Here is a 17,405-nt window from a genome sequence, read left to right as displayed (position 1 = left end):
AAGGTGTCTGTATATGCCGACAAAGCCATTAAAAGCGTATTGCATCTGGCTGCCATGAGTGCAATACGCTTAAAAAATGATCTGGGAGAATACTTTAAGAGAAAGATTGATGAAGGGAAAAATAAGATGTCTGTCCTAAATGCAGTAAGAAATAAAATCATCCATCGAATCTTCGCTGTTATTAAAAACCAAGTACCTTACCAAAAGCATTTGTTTGTATCATAGAAATCGCAATGACATATTGAAAATTGCACAGCTTATTTACGTTTGTATCACTCCTACATTGAACGCTTTTTCAATAGGTGCGTGATTGGCGGCTTCGATACCCATAGAAATCACCTTGCGGGTTTCCAGCGGGTCGATAATACCATCAACCCAAAGCCTTGCGGCGGCATAATATGGTGTTGTTTGACTGTTGTATCTATCGGTTATTTGTTTCAGTAGCTCGGCCTCTTTTACTTCATCAACTACTTCGCCCCGGGCTTTTAAGCCAGCGGCCTGTATCTGTAACAAGGTTTTAGCCGCTTGTCCGCCCCCCATTACCGCTATTTTAGCTGAAGGCCAGGCGTAGATCAACCTGGGATCATAGGCTTTACCGCACATGGCATAATTACCCGCGCCATAGGAATTGCCTATCACAATAGTAAACTTAGGCACTACTGAATTAGCTACCGCGTTCACCATTTTGGCGCCATCTTTTATGATGCCTCCTTGTTCTGAGCGACTGCCTACCATAAAGCCGGTAACATCCTGCAAAAACACCAGGGGAATCTTTTTTTGATTACAGTTCATGATAAAGCGTGTGGCTTTATCGGCCGAATCGGAATAAATAACACCGCCAAACTGCATCTCGCCTTTTTTTGATTTGATCACCTTGCGCTGATTGGCTACTATGCCTACTGCCCAGCCATCGATACGGCCCAGACCACAAATAATGGATTGACCATAGCCTTCCTTGTACTCCTCAAAAGCCGAATCATCCAACAAACGCAAAATGATCTCCCGCATATCATAAGCTTTTTCGCGGTTATCGGGCAGGATGCCGTAAATATCTTTTTCGTTTAATTTGGGTGCAACAGGTTTTATGCGATCGAAACCAGCTTTGTTATAATCGCCCACCATACTCATGATATTGCGGATAGAATCCAGGCAGGCTTTATCGTTTGGTTGTTTATAATCCGTAACGCCCGATATTTCGCAGTGGGTTGTGGCACCACCCAGCGTTTCGTTATCCACATCCTCGCCAATGGCGGATTTTACCAGGTATGACCCAGCCAGGAAAACCGAACCGGTACCTTCCACAATCATGGCCTCATCGCTCATAATAGGTAAATAAGCCCCACCAGCTACACAGGAGCCCATAATGGCCGAGATCTGGATGATGCCCATGCTGCTCATGATGGCATTATTGCGAAAGATGCGTCCAAAATGTTCTTTATCCGGAAATATTTCGTCCTGCATAGGCAGATAAACGCCGGCGGAATCGACCAGGTAAATGATCGGTAAACGATTCTCCATGGATATCTCTTGCGCACGCAGATTTTTCTTAGCAGTTATCGGGAACCAGGCACCTGCTTTTACCGTGGCATCATTAGCAACTATCACGCACTGCCGCCCCGATACATAGCCAATGCCACACACCACACCACCCGATGGGCAACCACCATGTTCGGCATACATACCGTCGGCAGTAAAAGCGCCCATTTCCAACCAGGGCTTGTCGTCATCAATCAGATAAGCCACACGCTCCCGGGCCAGCATTTTTCCTTTTTCTTTTTGCTTGGCCGCGGCCTTTTCGCCCCCACCTTCATATATTTTTTTGAGCCTGGTATTGAGCTCATAAACAAGCTGTTTGTTTATATCCTCATTAATATTGAATGCGATATCCATAATTGGTTTATAATAGGAAAATGTAAATTAGGAAAAATTAAAGGATCAAAAGCTAACGAATTGCTGTTTTGTTTTGCACATTATAGAGTAAAAAATATTTTGACATTGCTAATCAACTATTTATCTTGTTCAAACATTCAGGTATCAGTACGCACCAGATAACGTAAAAACACGCACGTGAATGAGCATCAAACGCTATACCTTTATTGCATAATTATTTCATCCCTGATATGATACAACAAACCAAACACTACGGCTGGTTACCAGACCTGCCCGATCACCGCGACTTTCAATATGCCGTTGTACGCCACGAGGCATTGGCTCAGCCCACTCCTCCACTGGTCGACCTGCGTGCGCAGTGCCCAGCGGTTTATGACCAGGGAGCATTAGGCTCCTGCACAGCCAATGCCATAGCCGGCGCTTTTCAGTTTGAACTCATAAAACAAAAACTGCCGGTATTTAATCCATCACGCCTGTTTATTTATTATAACGAACGCGTTTTAGAGGGCCACGTAAAAGAAGACAGCGGAGCGCAATTACGTGATGGTGTTAAATCTGTTGCCACCTCAGGCGTTTGCGACGAAACTCTTTGGCCATACGCTGTTAGTAAATTTGCTAAAAAACCCACCAAATCGTTATATACAAAGGCTTTAAAAAACAAGGCATTGCAATACACTCGTTTAAATAATACGGCTATTAATGAGTTAAAAACGTGTCTTGCTGGTGGCAATCCTTTTGTATTTGGCTTTACAGCTTACCAAAGCTTTGAGGGCGATGCTGTAGCAAAAAGCGGTGTTTTACCTATGCCTTCCAAAACAGAAAGTGTGATAGGCGGACATGCAGTAATGGCTGTGGGCTATGATGATCAAAAGAAGGCTTTTATTGTACGTAACAGTTGGGGTGATAGCTGGGGATTGAAGGGTTATTTTTATATGCCTTACGATTATATCACCAGTACCGATCTGGCCGACGATTTTTGGACCATAAGTCAGGTTGCATAAGTTTCGGGGTTTACATGATACGTTGTATGTTTTAATTATACATAACGCGATCAATCCAGACATACAACGTATCACGTAAAACGCACGAAGTACAACATTTAAATCCCTAATTATAATGAAATCATCGGTCATTAAAGCGTTGCAGCATTTAAGCAACAAGCCCGAAAATTTATTTGTTAAAGTTATTGAGCATGGCAGCATGTCGGTTGAGATATACCGGCCAGTAAATATCGACCCTCAAACGCCGCACTTGCAGGATGAATTATACGTGATCATCAGTGGATATGGGGAGTTTTTGAATGATGGTGTACGCACCAGTTTTCAACAGGGTGATGTATTGTTTGTGAAAGCCGGAGTTGAGCACCGCTTTGAAAACTTCACCGACGACTTTGCCACCTGGGTTATTTTTTATGGCCCGGAAGGTGGGGAGTGAGTTTTGGATGTGCGGATGTGCAAATATGCAGATGTGCAAATTATAGATGCATTGATTTTTTTATCTGCACATCTGAAATCTGCACATCCGCATATCTATATCAGATTTCTGTCTTTAAACCAAACCTCATCCGGTGTAACATTAAAACCATCCATGAGGTTAACCAACTCAATAGGATCGCCGGAAGTGATCACAAGTTCGCGGTTGGCTGGCTTCATGAATTTTTGTTCAACCATTACACCCAGTTGTTTAAGTAGGAAATCGTAGAAACCGCTTACATTCAATAAACCTATCGGATGTTTATGCAGGCCCAATTGTAACCAGGTCAGCACCTCAAAAAACTCTTCAAGGGTACCTATCCCACCGGGGAGTGTGATGATAGCATCGCACAGATCATTCATCATTTGTTTACGCTGATGCATATTTTCAACAATATGCAACTCGGTTAAGCCCGTGTGTCCAACCTCTTTATCCATCAGAAACTGTGGGATAATACCGATGGCTTTACCTCCGTGTGCCAGAACATTATCGGCCAGCAGACCCATTATCCCTACTTTACCGCCACCATATACCAGGGTAATATTGCGGGTTACCATTAGTTCGGCCAGTTGTTCAACCGCTTGTTTCAATACCGGGTCGCCGTTAAAATTGGCACCACAGAATACGCAGATAGCTTTCATCCCACAAATATATCAGGCCAATTTATATTGAAGCTTATGGAATGATTAATTATTACTTGTTTTTTTATTTGTCAGCCCTACATTTAAGGCTTATTTTTATATTTATAAAAACTATATCCTAAATTATTCACAATGAGAAAATTCTTAATCTTATCAGCTTTCCTGCTGATAGCCAGCTTACCTGGCTTTGCGCAAAATATTGAAAATCCACAGTTAGGAGGCAGCGATGACTGGAACAGCAGGATAACCAAAATTGAAACTGATAAACAATTTACGACTGTCAGCTTTGAGTATACGGCCAACGGCGACAACACATGGGCCCAACTCAATAAGGAAATATTCATCCAAACCGATGTAAATAATGAGCATTATAATTATGTAAAATCAGAAAACATAGCTATGGTACCAGCTAAACATACTTTTAGTAAAAAAGGTGATAAGCTTGTATTCAAAGTTTATTTTAAAAAAATACCTGCAAATGCAAACTCCATTGATATCATTGAAAGACCAGGTATCAGAAACGATGGCATTACTTTTTTTAATTTTTATAATGTAAGCCTTACAAAATCATTTCCTCCAGGAACAAAAATAAAAGTAACCGATGTGGTATTAATGCCGCCACCGCCAATACAAAGAGACACAGCCACTACAGGATTGTTTTATGGAAACTCCAATGAAATGCAAAACGCCATGAGTTCTATGGGCCCAATGTACGCATCTATGGCAAAATCAGTACTTGACGCTCAACTTGCCTACTTTAAGCAACCCGGTAAAATAGCCGAAATAGCCAAATTAAATAAAGACTATTTTGATGCACTTATTAAAGTAGGTTTCAATGATGACCAGGCATTAAAGGTCATCACCGCCAACAGCTTAATTTCAAAGTCATCATCTATAACCGGCCAGTAATGCTGTAAAACAAAACTGTCTGTAAAATACTTAAGAATAATCTCAACGTATTTTACAGACAGTTATATTATGCCGTTTTTAAACTAAGAATTACCTGCTGGTATAGTTAGGAGCTTCTTTAGTGATAGTAATATCATGTGGATGGCTTTCGCGCATACCTGCTGCGGTGATACGTACAAATTTGGCTCTTTGCAGATCCTCGATGTTGGCGGCACCACAGTAGTGCATACCGGCACGTAAACCGCCAATGTATTGGAATATTACCTCGGCCATGTTACCTTTAAATGGTACACGACCAACAATACCTTCTGGAACCAGTTTGGTAACTACATCAGTCTCATCCTGAAAATAACGGTCTTTTGAACCTTTAGCCATGGCTTCCACAGAACCCATACCACGGTATGATTTAAATTTACGTCCTTCGTATATAATGGTTTCGCCTGGTGATTCTTCCACCCCGGCAAAGAGCGAGCCGGCCATAATAGAACTTGCACCAGCCGCAATAGCCTTAACAATATCACCAGTTTGTTTGATGCCACCATCGGCAATTACCGGTATACCACGGCCTTCTAATGCCTTGGCACATTCATAAACCGCGTAAAGCTGTGGTACGCCCACACCGGCAATAATACGGGTAGTACATATAGAACCCGGACCAATACCTACTTTTACCGCGTCGGCACCGGCATCAGCAAGGGCAAGTGCAGCATCGCCGGTAGCTATGTTACCGGCAATAACTTGTAAGTTTGGATATAATTTTTTTACCGCCTTAACCATTTCAATAACTCCCTTTGAATGACCGTGGGCGGTATCAACCGTAACCACATCCACACCGGCGTTAACCAACGCGGTTACACGGTCAATGTTATCCGCAGCAACTCCAACAGCGGCTCCCACACGTAAACGACCAAATTCGTCTTTACAGGCATTAGGGAAGTTTTTTACTTTTTGAATATCTTTATAAGTGATCAGGCCTACCAGCTTACCATCTTTGTTTATCACAGGCAGTTTTTCAATTTTATTACCTTGTAAAATAGCTGCGGCTTCGGTTAGTGTAGTGCCTTCTGGAGCAATGATCAAACCTGTTTTGGTCATTACCTCACTTACAGGCACCGACATATCTTTCTGAAAACGCAAGTCACGGTTGGTAATGATCCCTTTCAGTTTATGATCCGCATCAATTACCGGGATACCGCCAATGCTAAATTCTTTCATGATCTGGAAAGCATCTGCAAGCAAAGCATCTTCCAGCAGCGTTACGGGATCTTGTATCATTCCGCTTTCTGAACGTTTAACTTTGCGAACCTCGTCGGCCTGGGCCTGTATGGTCATGTTTTTGTGCAATATGCCTATACCACCGGCCTGGGCTATGGCAATAGCCAAACCAGATTCGGTAACGGTGTCCATAGCTGCCGAGATAATTGGGATGTTTAACCGGATGTTTTTTGTTAAAAAAGTACTGGTGTTAACTTCGCGCGGTAAAACTTCTGAATAAGCCGGGAGTAGTAAAACGTCGTCGTAAGTTAATCCTTCGGCAACAAATTTTGATGGGTCTAACTGCATAGCAAATAATTATTTTGGAGTTATTATTTGCCGGGCAAAGGTAATAATTATTTCGGATTTTGGGTATTCGATTTAGGATTTATTTAAAAGCACGTAGAAAATTGCCTTTGTATGATAAATCTGATTTGGGAGTTGGAATGCAGAATTATAAAAAACGCGTCACTGCGAACTTAGTGTGCCCCCTACTTACAGAGTGGCTCTGCTTATGGGGATTGCTTCGTTCCTCGCAATGACGCGCTGAGAGTCAAATCCTAATATTTCCCTACGATCACTTTGTAAAACTGATCGAAATTCAGATATTTATTAGCCAGGTTACGCAATTCAACGGCGGTTGTTGTTTTTACTGTTGTGGCGTACCTATCGTAGTAATCATAATCTAAACCGGCAAAGTAGATGCTTTTGAATTTATCGGCATGTGAAAACACATTCTCCAGGCTGCCCAGTAAAGATCCCAGCATAAAGTTGCGTACCAGCGATAATTCATCTTCAGGTACCAATTCGGTTTTAAGCAGCTCGAGCTCTTTTTCAATTTCGCCGATTGCAGCTTTGCATACATCAGCACCAACCTCGGTGGCAATAAAGAAAGCGCCGCCCTGTTTAAACGAGTTTAGACCAGAACCTATACCATAGGTATAGCCTTTATCTTCACGAATATTGGCCATCAATCGTGAACCAAAATAACCACCTAAAACCGTGTTTAATACCTGCAAAGGCTGAAAATCTGGATGGTTACGGTTAACTACCGGTAAGCCTATCCTGATAGCCGATTGCAATGCATCCGGCTTTTCGGTTAAATAAAACAACTCAGCGGCTGGTTTAAGTTCAGGTTGTGACGTATCCGCGGCTACAGGACCATTTGTCCAGCTTTTATCAAAGGTTTCTTTAATCAGCGTTAGAGTATCCGGTTCAATTTTACCTGCAATTATTAAAGTACAATTTGCAGGCTGGTACATTTGTTTAAAATGTGCCAGCAGATCTTCGCGCTGCAGGCTTTTATAGTTATCAAAGCTTGCACCCAGGCCATAAATAGTTTCTCCGTAAATAGCCTTATTAAAATCGCGACGGGCAAGCACATCATTTTTCTGAAGACTTACCTGTAATTTTTGCTGTTGGTTACGCTTAAATGTTTCCAACTCTTTTTCCGGGAATTCAGAATTTGTAAGGATATCCAGAATAACCGGCAGCGTATGGTGTAAATGTTTATTTAAGCTGTACAGTGTAACCAGCGAATTCTCATACCCGTAATCAACCTGTAAAAAGGCGCCGTAAAAATCAACCTTATCGGCAATTTCAGAGGCCGAAAGTGTTGTCGTTCCCTCTGTGAGCATGGTGTTTACTGCCATGTTTAGCAAGGGCTTAGCCCCATCAAAACGCAGGTTGTTAAAGATCCATTCAATCCGTACCAGCTCCTGGTCGCCCGAGTTAAAACAATAAACATTACAGCCGTTGTCCAGCTTTTTATGTTCAGGTTTGATGAGGTTTATATTTTCAATAGCCTTAAAATCCGGGGCTAATTTTCTGTCGATCATGTTTTTTATTTTTTTGTCTGAATCAGAGTTTATTTAAGCTAATGCCGATTCAGTTTTTTCGGCCAGATAAACAAGGGTTGATGAGTTATCTTTCCTGAATATCTTAGCGGCTGTATCTTTTATCTGAGCAGCAGTTACCGCCAGGTATCTTGATGTTTCCTGATTAAGCATTTCTGCATCGCCCAGCAATTCAAATGAAGCCAGGTTCATGGCCTTATCCAACAGTGACATTTCCGAGAAAACCATGGTCGATTCGGTCTTATTTTGTACCTTGGTTAACTCATCCGCAGGGATCTCTTCATTCTTAACTTTTTCCAGTTCTTCCCACAAGGCGGCTTCCGCTTGTTCAATGCTGATATGTTCGAGTGGTTTACCTTCCAGTATAAACATGCCTTTATCCAGACTGCTGGTTATATAAGCGTGTACTTCGCTGAAAATCTGCCTGTCCTGAACTAAGCTGCGGTATAAACGTGATGAGTTACCGCGCGAAAGCACATCAGACAACAACTCTGTTGCATAAAAGTCGTCATCCAGTCTGCCACCCATCTGAAAACTGATGTAAACATCGTTCAATGGAACTTTAGCGGTAACCGTTTCGCGACGTTCTTCATGCTGGTCAGGTTCCTGCGGCAAGTTACGATGATACTTTTCGCCTGCCGGAATAGGTGCAAACCATTTTTCGGCCAGTTGTTTCACTTGCTCCGTAGTAACATCGCCACCAACCACCATAATGGCGTTTTGCGGAGTATAATGCTTTTTAAAGAAGGCTTTTACATCTTCAATGCGGGCATCTTCGATATGTTTAATGGTTTTACCTATAGTAGCCCAACGGTAAGGATGATGCTTGTAGGCCAGGGGGCGCAGTTTTAACCAAACATCACCATAAGGTTGGTTCAGATAACGCTGTTTAAACTCCTCTATGACCACGTTACGCTGTACTTCCAGGCTTTTTTCGCTAAAGGCAAGGCTCAGCATCCTATCGCTCTCCAGCCAAAAAGCGGTCTCGATATTGGCCGAGGGCAGCGTAATATAATAGTTGGTGATATCGTTGCTGGTAAAGGCATTGTTTTCGCCGCCTACCCTTTGCAGGGGCTCGTCATAGCTGGGTATATTTACCGATCCACCAAACATCAGGTGTTCAAACAGATGCGCAAAACCGGTTTGCTCGGGGTTTTCGTCGCGGGCGCCCACATCATACAGAATGTTAAGCACCGCCATAGGTGTAGTATTATCTTCGTGAACAATAACCCGAAGACCATTATCCAGTGTGAAACGGTTGAATTTAACCATGTAGTAATTTTAATTTAAAAACGGGTAAAGGTATAAATTTTTATAGAAGTAGGGAGAGGTCATGGAGCGGGTTGCGTGAGTCGTGTTGCCGGGATCAAAAATGTGCTATCCACTAACCCAATCTGGCTCCTCGAGTCCCGCAACCCCACCTCGAACCTTAAATTTATTTAGAAATGGTGTATGGATGATTCCCAATACCAAACACTTCGTGATCATCACTGTAAAAATAAAAACACTGCCGTATTATTTTTCCGTTATTAAAACGCAATTCGATAGAATAGCCATCAAGTAAATATGTGCCGGCTGCATTTTTTGAAGAATAGGCCGATACGCCACCCGTATTATCGTTATAACTACCTCCACCCACACTTTCATAGGTAAATTGCCCTTTATTGTTAAATGTGATGTATTTGGATGATACCGTAATAGAACCGCCACCTATGGACGTGTTACCACCTCCCGAAATACTACCGTAAGTAGCGGTTAATTTTTCATTCTTTTTGGCGGGAGTAGCCCAGGTCCAGCCACCTGTCCACTCGTTTGGTTTGCCAATCGCGCCACTTTTGCTGCCATGAACAATGGTTAAAGTTTTCCCGTTCAGTTTCCAGGTGCCCCATTTCTCAGGTTCTGATTGCCTGGATTGGGTCACATTTAAATCGTTCGGACTAATTTCGGGATGTTCATAAAGGCTGCCATCACTCAACAAAATATAGGGTTTGTATATAAATATAAGCATACCACCAACGCCATAGCTGCTCTCGCTGTGTAACACTATACCGCGGATATCTGCGGATGATAATCCTTTTCCTTTGGTTTGCTGCAATGGCTCTGAAACGCTTGTATTTTGCTGGAGAGACACCGCAGCGGTTGTATTCGGGCTATTAGGGGTTTCTGCTGTTTCCTGTTTCAACAAAGCCACAAAATGAGTGGCGGCAACATTGATGTAATTACCGGAATATTCACGTAAACGCACGACCTTGCCGTAACGGATAGAATGATCGGGCCTGGAATATGCAAAATACATGGCCGCCAATTTTTTCTTTGATGCATCCTGAACAATAACAGAATAAGTAGTTAAAGTTTGAATGTCTTTAGCCTCACGAGGTTCGCCGGGTATAGGGTCTGAATATCCGGATGCCCGCAGATCCTGTAGTGTAGCCATTTTAAGCCATTCCGTCAGATCACTTACTTTATTATTTACCGGGGGAAATATCTCATATTTAAACCCGTAAGTTCCGATGGCATCAGGTGGAGTAAAACGATAACGACCGTTGCTTAGATCCATTTTCCATCCGGGAATAGGTGCAATGGATGATTGAGCAGAAAGTTTGATCGTGAACAGAAAAAAGATCAATAATGACAGGTATGGTTTCATGATATATGTTTTAGGTAGTCTGAAAAAACCGAGCAATTTTCAGACCAATAAAACATTTTCCGGCCCAACAAAAAACCTTAAATTTGGCATAACATGCTTACCTGCCAACAACTTACCGACGAATTATCGCACACCTTGGGTAAAACCAAAGTATTGAAACTAACCCGTATTTTAGAGGAACAGCATTTTGCTTTACGAGATCTGATTGATATTACTTTTCATCAGGATAAGGTGATTGGTTTCCGTGCGGTATGGATATTAGAGAACATGTTTTTGAAAGATCCTGAACACTATCTTAATGATCTGGAGTACTTCGCATCCCGTTTCAAAGGAGTTAGCAACCCAAGCTGTATGCGGCATTACACCAAATTAATCATGCACATGACGGATACCTCATCCCCAACTTCCGTCAGGCAAAAACTCCAAACTATTGACCTGGAACCAGTAGTTGAGCAACTTTTTGACTGGATGATTGATCCTAAAGTTAAGGTAGCTGTAAAAGCCTTTGCCGGTAAAGCGCTTTTTAATTTGAAGTACCGCTATGATTGGATCGCCGAAGAATTAGAGGGCCAGCTCAAGATATTCCTGTGCGACAAGAGCGCCGGTATGAGGTCGGCAGCAAAAACTACGTTGAAGCTAATTCAAAAATAATGTGCAGTTGGGGTCTAAGCATTGTCCCCAAACAGGCGTACCATTTTGTTAAAAGTGGGTTTACATGGTTTACACTTTTCATGGTTAACATTGATTTATGTATCTTATAATCAATTAGTTAACAGAAAAACCATCATATAATGTGTAAACCATCATTTTGCATATTCGCACATTTAAAACTAATCCGAAGTCGGCCTGTCTTCCCTGTGCAAATTATTACTTACCTGATGATGGTGCAGTTTTGCGACAATGGCCGATTCACTATTATCCGCGTAGGTTCCGTAGGCATTGATCAGTACCCCTTTAAGGTTATATTTAGGCGATGATACGGCATAAATTATCGACATATCATCGGGATTACTGGCTCCTTCAAACCGGTAAAACTCATCAATTTCAAAGTCGTCGGCCCTCATGTGTATATTTTGTGCATTATCATCTATAGTGTCACCATCCAGACTCAGGTTGGCGGTATATCCTCTTTTCAGGAGGTCGTTAGTGGCATCCACTAAGGTTTCGTAACTTCTCATGGTGGTGATGTTTTGTTTAGTATTACAGGATGCAGTGTTTAGCTGCTTATTATGTACAACCACCAAACACGAGCCTTGTTTGAATAAGGTGGGCTTAAAACAAAAAACTTACGAAGTTTTAAAAACTTCGTAAGTTTCAGGATGCATCCTATCCCCCATTCACGAGGGCTCTGGAAACATTTATATAGCCTTAGCTAACCATAACGACGCGTTAAGGTGTAAAGCCGGATGTGAGGTAAAGCCCGAAGGTGAATCACCAGACCAACCGTTAAACAGGCTATCACCGGTATCTCCGGTACCGTCATCAGCAGGTGAGCTATCTCCGATCCAAACAATACGACCGCTTCCGTAAGTAGCTAATAAAGCCATTACATTACTGTTGCCACCGTTTGTAGCTGAATTACGCCAGAACAAGCCTTGTACGCTTGAATTATTTGTTGGGGTCAACGTTGCTGTTGAGCCATTATAGAAAGCCAGTTTTGAAGCTGTACCAGTCGCACCATTCAATACTGTTTGCGCATTGGCATTGGTACCGGTATAAACATTGGTTGATGGGCCTTCGCTGATATCAACATAATTGATATTGAAGCCAAAAGGATTGTTGTTGTTGATACCGTTATTGGTCATCAGGTCATTCCAAACACGTGGTGAATCATAACCATCGCCATCCCTGTCAGATGGATTATAACCATTAGCGTCAGTTCCGGCTGTGGTAGCTGCAGTGTGGTCAGCAATCATAAATAAACCACCACCGTTTGAAACAAAGTTCATCAAAGCTGTTTTTTCGGCAGCAGTAAATAAACGGTTTGGCTCAACTACTACAAATACGTCATAGTTGCTCAAATCCTGAGGGTTTGAAGCGTTACCATAAGTAATGGCTGTACCTACAGGTAAAGTTTCAACCAATTCGCCTAATTTCACCAATGAAACAGCCCATGATGATATACCACCTTTCCAGTAAGTTTCCGGAGTACTGGAAGTGATACCTGTATATGACGGGGTTGGGATACGTTGTGCTTTGGTTTCGGTAGTTGTGCCGCCAGTATAAATTGGCACGCTTTCGGTACCATCGGCATCGATCTGCCAATCAGCGCTACCTGCGTTTTCCAGGTGGCTGGCATCAAACAGGTATTTCTTTCCTGTAACCACCACCGGCGGAGGGGTTGTACCACCACCATTATCATTGATGGTTATATCATCAATATTGATACGGTTGCTACCACCGGTTAATTTACGGATCTCCAAACGGGCGTTGCCGGTTACGTTAATGGTAAAAGTTTGTAAAGCCAGTGTTGCACCGGTTGTGATGTTTGCACCTGACTGAGCCCAGGTAGTACCACCATCAACAGAATAAAACAAGCCCCATTGACTTGCGGTATCACCGTTATAAGTTGCAGATTTAATGGTAACTGTGCTTATGCCGGTAGTTACGTCAAATAGCATGGTAATTTTGCCGGTATTGCGTATCCGGGCGCTCCACGAGCCTGCTTTTTGATCTGCGGCCAGGTTCCCTATCAAAGCGTCATACATATTCCATGAATTGCCAGACAGCGTAACATTGTCGCCGCTGCTTGAGCCGGTGGGTGATACATCATAAGCTGTTTTAGGGCTGGTTGAGCCAACTTCGAAACCCTGTGTAAGTGATACTGCCTGAGTTTTGATGTTTTTGCTGATTGAGGCGGCTGCATCAGGAGTTTGAGCTTTTGGAGTACTGTTTTTCTGACAACCCATTACCAGCATTCCGGTAAGGGCAGAGGCTATGAACAATAGCCCGGGTTGGGTAAATTTAAGCATAGTGATTTTCGGTAAGTTTGTATATGTGTCGGTACTAAATAATTGTGCGGTAAACTTCTGTAAAAGTTTATACTCAAACATTTACACAATATTAACATATTATTAAATAATATCAAGAATACAAATAAAAGGCATTTAAATAAAAAAATTACTCATTCACAAATCATTAGACATAACAACTATTTAGTTATATTTACGTGTGCTTGATAATAATATAAAGGCTTCTTTTAAAAAATACCTGCTGGCATTTACCTTCCTGCTTGGCTTTTTTGCGCTATCAGGTTATGTGAGTCATAGCAGTACCAGCGGTAACCGCGTTTCGGATACCGAACTATTTACTGATAAAAGTTTCGTTTCAAAGGGAGGGATCAGTTATAAAAGAGCAGCGTTAGCTTTTTATACCAATACCTCATCATACGCAGCAAGTAAAAAATATACCGGTCATAGAATTATTATTTATAACGATCTCACGTTAATCCGCTATCAATATTTAGTGCACTTATTTTTATCTACTAAACATTACTTCGCATACCCTATCGATCACCTGTATCACAGAGCCGATCAGTATAATAACACCACTTTTTCCCAAATAGGCTAACCTGCCTGTTTATCAAAAACCCATATATAAATTTTATTACATGGCTTAGCTATGCTTAAAAGCATATCGGGCTCACATTGCTACCGGCATGAAAAAGCTAAAAAAAATAATCAGGCTTTTTTGCCTGGTGTTATTTTTATTATTGGCCGTAACCGGTATCGCTATTACCGGAGCAGGACCAACCCAATCAAAAAACAGGGACAGAATTATCGACAACGAAACCTTAATAGAAATGGCTGAAGAAAAGAGCAAGGAAAACGACGAGGAAAAACCGTGATATAGGTACATAATTGTGCCCCATCCCCTTAAAGAGTAATAGCTCATGAAAAGGCTAACAAATAACAGGGGCTGTCACCCTGAGCTCCGTCGAAGGGTCGAGCGCAGAGGCCTGCCCACCATGCTTCGACGGAGCTCAGCATGACAGCCTTTTTTTATAAATGCAAAGAGCCACCCAAATGGGTGGCTCTTTGCTATATGATGGAATTATTATTTTATTGTTTTATAGGTTCATCGGTAGTTTTTGGCGTGTTTAAAAACACAAAATTGTTATCAAACATATCTACCTTAATGTTACTGTCCTTATCAACCGTGCCGGCCAGGATCTGTTTTGACAGCTCGTTCAGGATCTTTTTCTGGATGACACGTTTCAATGGACGGGCGCCAAACTGCGGATCGTAACCCAACTGGGCCAGCCAATCCAATGCCTCATCTGTAGCTTCCATCGGGATGCCCATTTCGGCCAAGGTTTGTTTTACCTGATTAAACTGCAGTTTCACAATATCATGGATCTCATCGCGACTGAGCGGGGTGAACATGATGATCTCGTCAATACGGTTCAAAAATTCCGGACGGATAGTAGCACGCAGCAACGTGAACAACTCGTTTTTGGTTTTGGCTATCAACTCTTCACGATTATCATCCTCCAATGTCTGGAAGTTTTCCTGGATAATGTTTGAGCCTATGTTGGAGGTCATGATGATGATGGTATTCTTAAAGTTTACCACACGACCTTTATTATCGGTCAAACGTCCATCGTCCAATACCTGCAACAAAATATTAAACACATCCGGATGGGCTTTTTCAATTTCATCCAACAACACCACACTATAAGGTTTGCGACGCACAGCCTCGGTAAGCTGACCGCCTTCATCATAACCTACATAGCCCGGAGGCGCTCCGATCAGACGAGATACAGCATGGCGTTCCTGGTATTCGCTCATATCTATACGGATTAAGGCAGCCTCGTCGTTGAACAGATATTCTGCAAGGGCTTTGGCCAATTCGGTTTTACCTACACCAGTTGTACCTAAGAATATAAATGAACCAATAGGTCTGCGTTTATCCTGTAAACCAGCACGGCTGCGGCGTATGGCATCACTGATAGCTTCAATAGCTTCTTCCTGCCCGGCTACACGTTTGTGCAGCTCTTCTTCCAAATGGAGTAGTTTTTCGCGCTCACTCTGTATCATTTTGGAAACAGGTATGCCTGTCCAGCGGGAAACTACACCGGCAATATCATCGGCAGTAACCTCCTCTTTCAGCATGCGGCTATCGCTTTGATTTTCCAGCAGCGCGGCCTTTAGTTTTTCCACTTCGGCCTGTGCCTGTACAATGGTTCCGTAGCGTAATTCAGCTACTTTGCCATAATCACCGGCGCGTTCGGCCTGTTCGGCTTCCAGCTTATAGTTTTCAATCAGTTCAACCTTTTGGTTAATACCATCTACCAGGTCTTTTTCACCTTTCCATTTGGCACGTAATGAATCGCGTTGGGCGGATAGGTTAGCTATTTCTTCGCTTAAATCAGTCACCTTACGGTCGTCTTTTTCCCGTTTGATAGCTTCGCGTTCAATTTCCAGCTGCATGATACGGCGTTCCAGCTCATCAACCACTTCAGGTACCGAATCCATTTCCAAACGCAGTTTAGAAGCGGCCTCGTCCATCAGGTCGATAGCCTTATCGGGTAAAAACCTATCGGAAATATATCTTTGCGACATTTCAACCGCGGCTATAATAGCTTCGTCTTTAATCCGCACCTTATGGTGGGTTTCGTAGCGTTCCTTCAAACCACGTAAAATAGATATGGCATCGGCGGTATCAGGTTCTTCAACCATTACCTTTTGGAAACGGCGTTCAAGCGCTTTATCTTTTTCCAGGTATTTCTGATACTCATTAAGTGTGGTAGCACCAATTGAGCGCAGCTCACCACGGGCTAATGCGGGCTTTAATATATTGGCCGCGTCCATGGCGCCTTCTCCACCACCGGCCCCTACCAATGTGTGGATCTCATCAATAAACAGGATGATCTCGCCATCACTTTGGGTTACTTCTTTAATCACCGCTTTCAGGCGTTCTTCAAATTCGCCTTTGTATTTGGCACCAGCTATCAGGGCTCCCATATCCAGCGAGTAAACCACTTTGGTTTTTAAGCTTTCAGGTACATCGCCTTTAATGATCCGGAAAGCAATACCCTCGGCTATGGCAGTTTTACCCACGCCGGGCTCACCCACCAGTATCGGGTTGTTTTTGGTACGCCGAGACAGGATCTGGATCACCCTGCGGATCTCTTCATCCCTGCCAATAACCGGATCCAGCTTGCCTGAGCCGGCATACTCATTCAGGTTACGAGCATATTTATTTAAGGCATTATAAGTAGCTTCGGCATTCTGATCGGTTACCTTGCTGTCGCCACGCAAACTTACAATGGCTTTTTTAAGATCTTTTTCATTTACACCGAGATCTTTTAACAGTGAACTGATAGTACCACCAGCTGCCAGTATACCTAATAGTATATGTTCAACCGATACAAATTCGTCTTTAAATTCTTTTAAATAACCCTGCGCTTTTTGCAAGGCCGAATTGGCATCTGATGACAGATAAATATTGCTTCCGCTTACCTTGGGGTATGAGCTGATCTGCGCGTCGAGCGTTTCATTCAACCGGTTAAGGTTTACGTTTAATTTTTTTAATAAATAAGTTATAACATTTTCATCAACCAGCAACAAGCCTTTTAACAGGTGCGCGGGTTCAATTGCCTGTTGTTGATTACCAGTGGCAATTTCCGAAGCCTTTTGTACGGCTTCCTGGGCTTTTATTGTAAAGTTGTTAAAGTTCATATTGATGAGTGTTAATCAAAACGCTTGCCATTTAGCCTATAATGAAAAAAAG

Annotated in this window: 15 protein-coding genes and 1 pseudogene; 7 read left to right on the top strand and 9 right to left on the bottom strand. The window is 42.6% G+C overall.

Translation table 11 applies throughout. The features are described from left to right. Positions 1-225: pseudogene (locus BLR84_RS30220) on the top strand (IS110 family transposase); the annotation flags it as partial. A 36-nt stretch (positions 226-261) separates the two neighbouring features. Here the strand turns inward: BLR84_RS30220 and BLR84_RS05850 are convergent. Then, positions 262-1,890: an acyl-CoA carboxylase subunit beta gene (locus BLR84_RS05850; RefSeq protein ID WP_090465622.1), complete on the bottom strand. Its 1,629-nt coding sequence runs from the start codon at positions 1,888-1,890 to the stop codon at positions 262-264. A gap of 230 nt (positions 1,891-2,120) precedes the next feature. Here BLR84_RS05850 and BLR84_RS05845 point away from each other — a divergent pair, with 230 nt between their 5' ends. After that, entirely contained in the window at positions 2,121-2,891 is a 771-nt protein-coding gene (locus BLR84_RS05845; protein WP_090465619.1) for a C1 family peptidase, read from the top strand. A 115-nt stretch (positions 2,892-3,006) separates the two neighbouring features. After that, entirely contained in the window at positions 3,007-3,324 is a 318-nt protein-coding gene (locus BLR84_RS05840) for a cupin domain-containing protein (RefSeq protein ID WP_090465617.1), read from the top strand. A 95-nt stretch (positions 3,325-3,419) separates the two neighbouring features. Here the strand turns inward: BLR84_RS05840 and BLR84_RS05835 are convergent, their stop codons facing one another. After that, the gene (locus BLR84_RS05835) at positions 3,420-4,004 is read right to left on the bottom strand and encodes an LOG family protein (protein ID WP_090465614.1); all 585 of its coding nucleotides are present in this window, start codon (positions 4,002-4,004) and stop codon (positions 3,420-3,422) included. A 132-nt stretch (positions 4,005-4,136) separates the two neighbouring features. On the opposite strand from BLR84_RS05835, the gene BLR84_RS05830 reads away from it, so the two are divergent. Next, positions 4,137-4,913: a hypothetical protein gene (locus BLR84_RS05830; protein WP_090465610.1), complete on the top strand. Its 777-nt coding sequence runs from the start codon at positions 4,137-4,139 to the stop codon at positions 4,911-4,913. Positions 4,914-5,003: 90 nt separating this feature from the next. Here the strand turns inward: BLR84_RS05830 and guaB are convergent, their stop codons facing one another. The 4 genes from guaB to BLR84_RS05810 form a co-directional block, all read right to left on the bottom strand. Next, on the bottom strand, positions 5,004-6,476 hold the full coding sequence (guaB, locus tag BLR84_RS05825; RefSeq protein WP_090465607.1) for an IMP dehydrogenase: 1,473 nt from the start codon (positions 6,474-6,476) through the stop codon (positions 5,004-5,006). A gap of 251 nt (positions 6,477-6,727) precedes the next feature. Further along, positions 6,728-8,005, bottom strand: a complete 1,278-nt coding sequence (locus BLR84_RS05820; protein WP_090465604.1) for a M16 family metallopeptidase — start codon at positions 8,003-8,005, stop codon at positions 6,728-6,730. Positions 8,006-8,038: 33 nt separating this feature from the next. Then, on the bottom strand, positions 8,039-9,295 hold the full coding sequence (locus tag BLR84_RS05815; protein ID WP_090465601.1) for a M16 family metallopeptidase: 1,257 nt from the start codon (positions 9,293-9,295) through the stop codon (positions 8,039-8,041). A gap of 163 nt (positions 9,296-9,458) precedes the next feature. Further along, positions 9,459-10,670: a hypothetical protein gene (locus BLR84_RS05810; protein WP_090465598.1), complete on the bottom strand. Its 1,212-nt coding sequence runs from the start codon at positions 10,668-10,670 to the stop codon at positions 9,459-9,461. Between the two features lie 93 nt (positions 10,671-10,763). On the opposite strand from BLR84_RS05810, the gene BLR84_RS05805 reads away from it, so the two are divergent. Further along, positions 10,764-11,321 (top strand): hypothetical protein, encoded by a 558-nt coding sequence (locus tag BLR84_RS05805; protein WP_090465594.1) that lies wholly within the window; start codon positions 10,764-10,766, stop codon positions 11,319-11,321. A 179-nt stretch (positions 11,322-11,500) separates the two neighbouring features. Here the strand turns inward: BLR84_RS05805 and BLR84_RS05800 are convergent, their stop codons facing one another. After that, a complete protein-coding gene (locus BLR84_RS05800) occupies positions 11,501-11,848 on the bottom strand; it encodes a phosphoribosylpyrophosphate synthetase (RefSeq protein WP_090465882.1) in 348 nt (115 codons plus the stop codon). Positions 11,849-12,028: 180 nt separating this feature from the next. After that, complete coding sequence (locus BLR84_RS05795) at positions 12,029-13,642, bottom strand: hydrolase (RefSeq protein ID WP_090465879.1); 1,614 nt, start codon at positions 13,640-13,642, stop codon at positions 12,029-12,031. Between the two features lie 199 nt (positions 13,643-13,841). Here BLR84_RS05795 and BLR84_RS05790 point away from each other — a divergent pair, with 199 nt between their 5' ends. Next, positions 13,842-14,240, top strand: coding sequence for a hypothetical protein (locus BLR84_RS05790; protein ID WP_090465591.1), 399 nt, complete (start codon positions 13,842-13,844; stop codon positions 14,238-14,240). A gap of 88 nt (positions 14,241-14,328) precedes the next feature. Continuing rightward, positions 14,329-14,517 carry a hypothetical protein gene (locus tag BLR84_RS05785; RefSeq protein ID WP_090465588.1) on the top strand — a complete coding sequence of 63 codons (189 nt, stop codon included), beginning with the start codon at positions 14,329-14,331 and terminating at the stop codon, positions 14,515-14,517. Positions 14,518-14,731: 214 nt separating this feature from the next. On the opposite strand, the gene clpB is transcribed toward BLR84_RS05785, so the two are convergent. Continuing rightward, the gene (gene clpB, locus BLR84_RS05780; RefSeq protein ID WP_090465585.1) at positions 14,732-17,353 is read right to left on the bottom strand and encodes an ATP-dependent chaperone ClpB; all 2,622 of its coding nucleotides are present in this window, start codon (positions 17,351-17,353) and stop codon (positions 14,732-14,734) included. Between the last annotated feature and the right edge of the window lie 52 nt (positions 17,354-17,405).

It is taken from the genome of Mucilaginibacter sp. OK268 (genome assembly GCF_900103125.1).
Lineage (GTDB): Bacteria > Bacteroidota > Bacteroidia > Sphingobacteriales > Sphingobacteriaceae > Mucilaginibacter.
This window is presented reverse-complemented; position numbering and strand designations above follow the sequence as displayed.

Coding starts and splice junctions, on each gene's coding strand:
- BLR84_RS05840 (WP_090465617.1), top strand. CDS start 3,007: ATGAAATCATCGGTCATTAAAGCGTTGCAGCATTTAAGCAACAAGCCC.
- guaB (WP_090465607.1), bottom strand. CDS start 6,476: ATGCAGTTAGACCCATCAAAATTTGTTGCCGAAGGATTAACTTACGAC.
- BLR84_RS05845 (WP_090465619.1), top strand. CDS start 2,121: ATGATACAACAAACCAAACACTACGGCTGGTTACCAGACCTGCCCGAT.
- BLR84_RS05835 (WP_090465614.1), bottom strand. CDS start 4,004: ATGAAAGCTATCTGCGTATTCTGTGGTGCCAATTTTAACGGCGACCCG.
- clpB (WP_090465585.1), bottom strand. CDS start 17,353: ATGAACTTTAACAACTTTACAATAAAAGCCCAGGAAGCCGTACAAAAG.
- BLR84_RS05820 (WP_090465604.1), bottom strand. CDS start 8,005: ATGATCGACAGAAAATTAGCCCCGGATTTTAAGGCTATTGAAAATATA.
- BLR84_RS05830 (WP_090465610.1), top strand. CDS start 4,137: ATGAGAAAATTCTTAATCTTATCAGCTTTCCTGCTGATAGCCAGCTTA.
- BLR84_RS05850 (WP_090465622.1), bottom strand. CDS start 1,890: ATGGATATCGCATTCAATATTAATGAGGATATAAACAAACAGCTTGTT.
- BLR84_RS05800 (WP_090465882.1), bottom strand. CDS start 11,848: ATGAGAAGTTACGAAACCTTAGTGGATGCCACTAACGACCTCCTGAAA.
- BLR84_RS05805 (WP_090465594.1), top strand. CDS start 10,764: ATGCTTACCTGCCAACAACTTACCGACGAATTATCGCACACCTTGGGT.
- BLR84_RS05795 (WP_090465879.1), bottom strand. CDS start 13,642: ATGCTTAAATTTACCCAACCCGGGCTATTGTTCATAGCCTCTGCCCTT.
- BLR84_RS05810 (WP_090465598.1), bottom strand. CDS start 10,670: ATGAAACCATACCTGTCATTATTGATCTTTTTTCTGTTCACGATCAAA.
- BLR84_RS05815 (WP_090465601.1), bottom strand. CDS start 9,295: ATGGTTAAATTCAACCGTTTCACACTGGATAATGGTCTTCGGGTTATT.
- BLR84_RS05785 (WP_090465588.1), top strand. CDS start 14,329: ATGAAAAAGCTAAAAAAAATAATCAGGCTTTTTTGCCTGGTGTTATTT.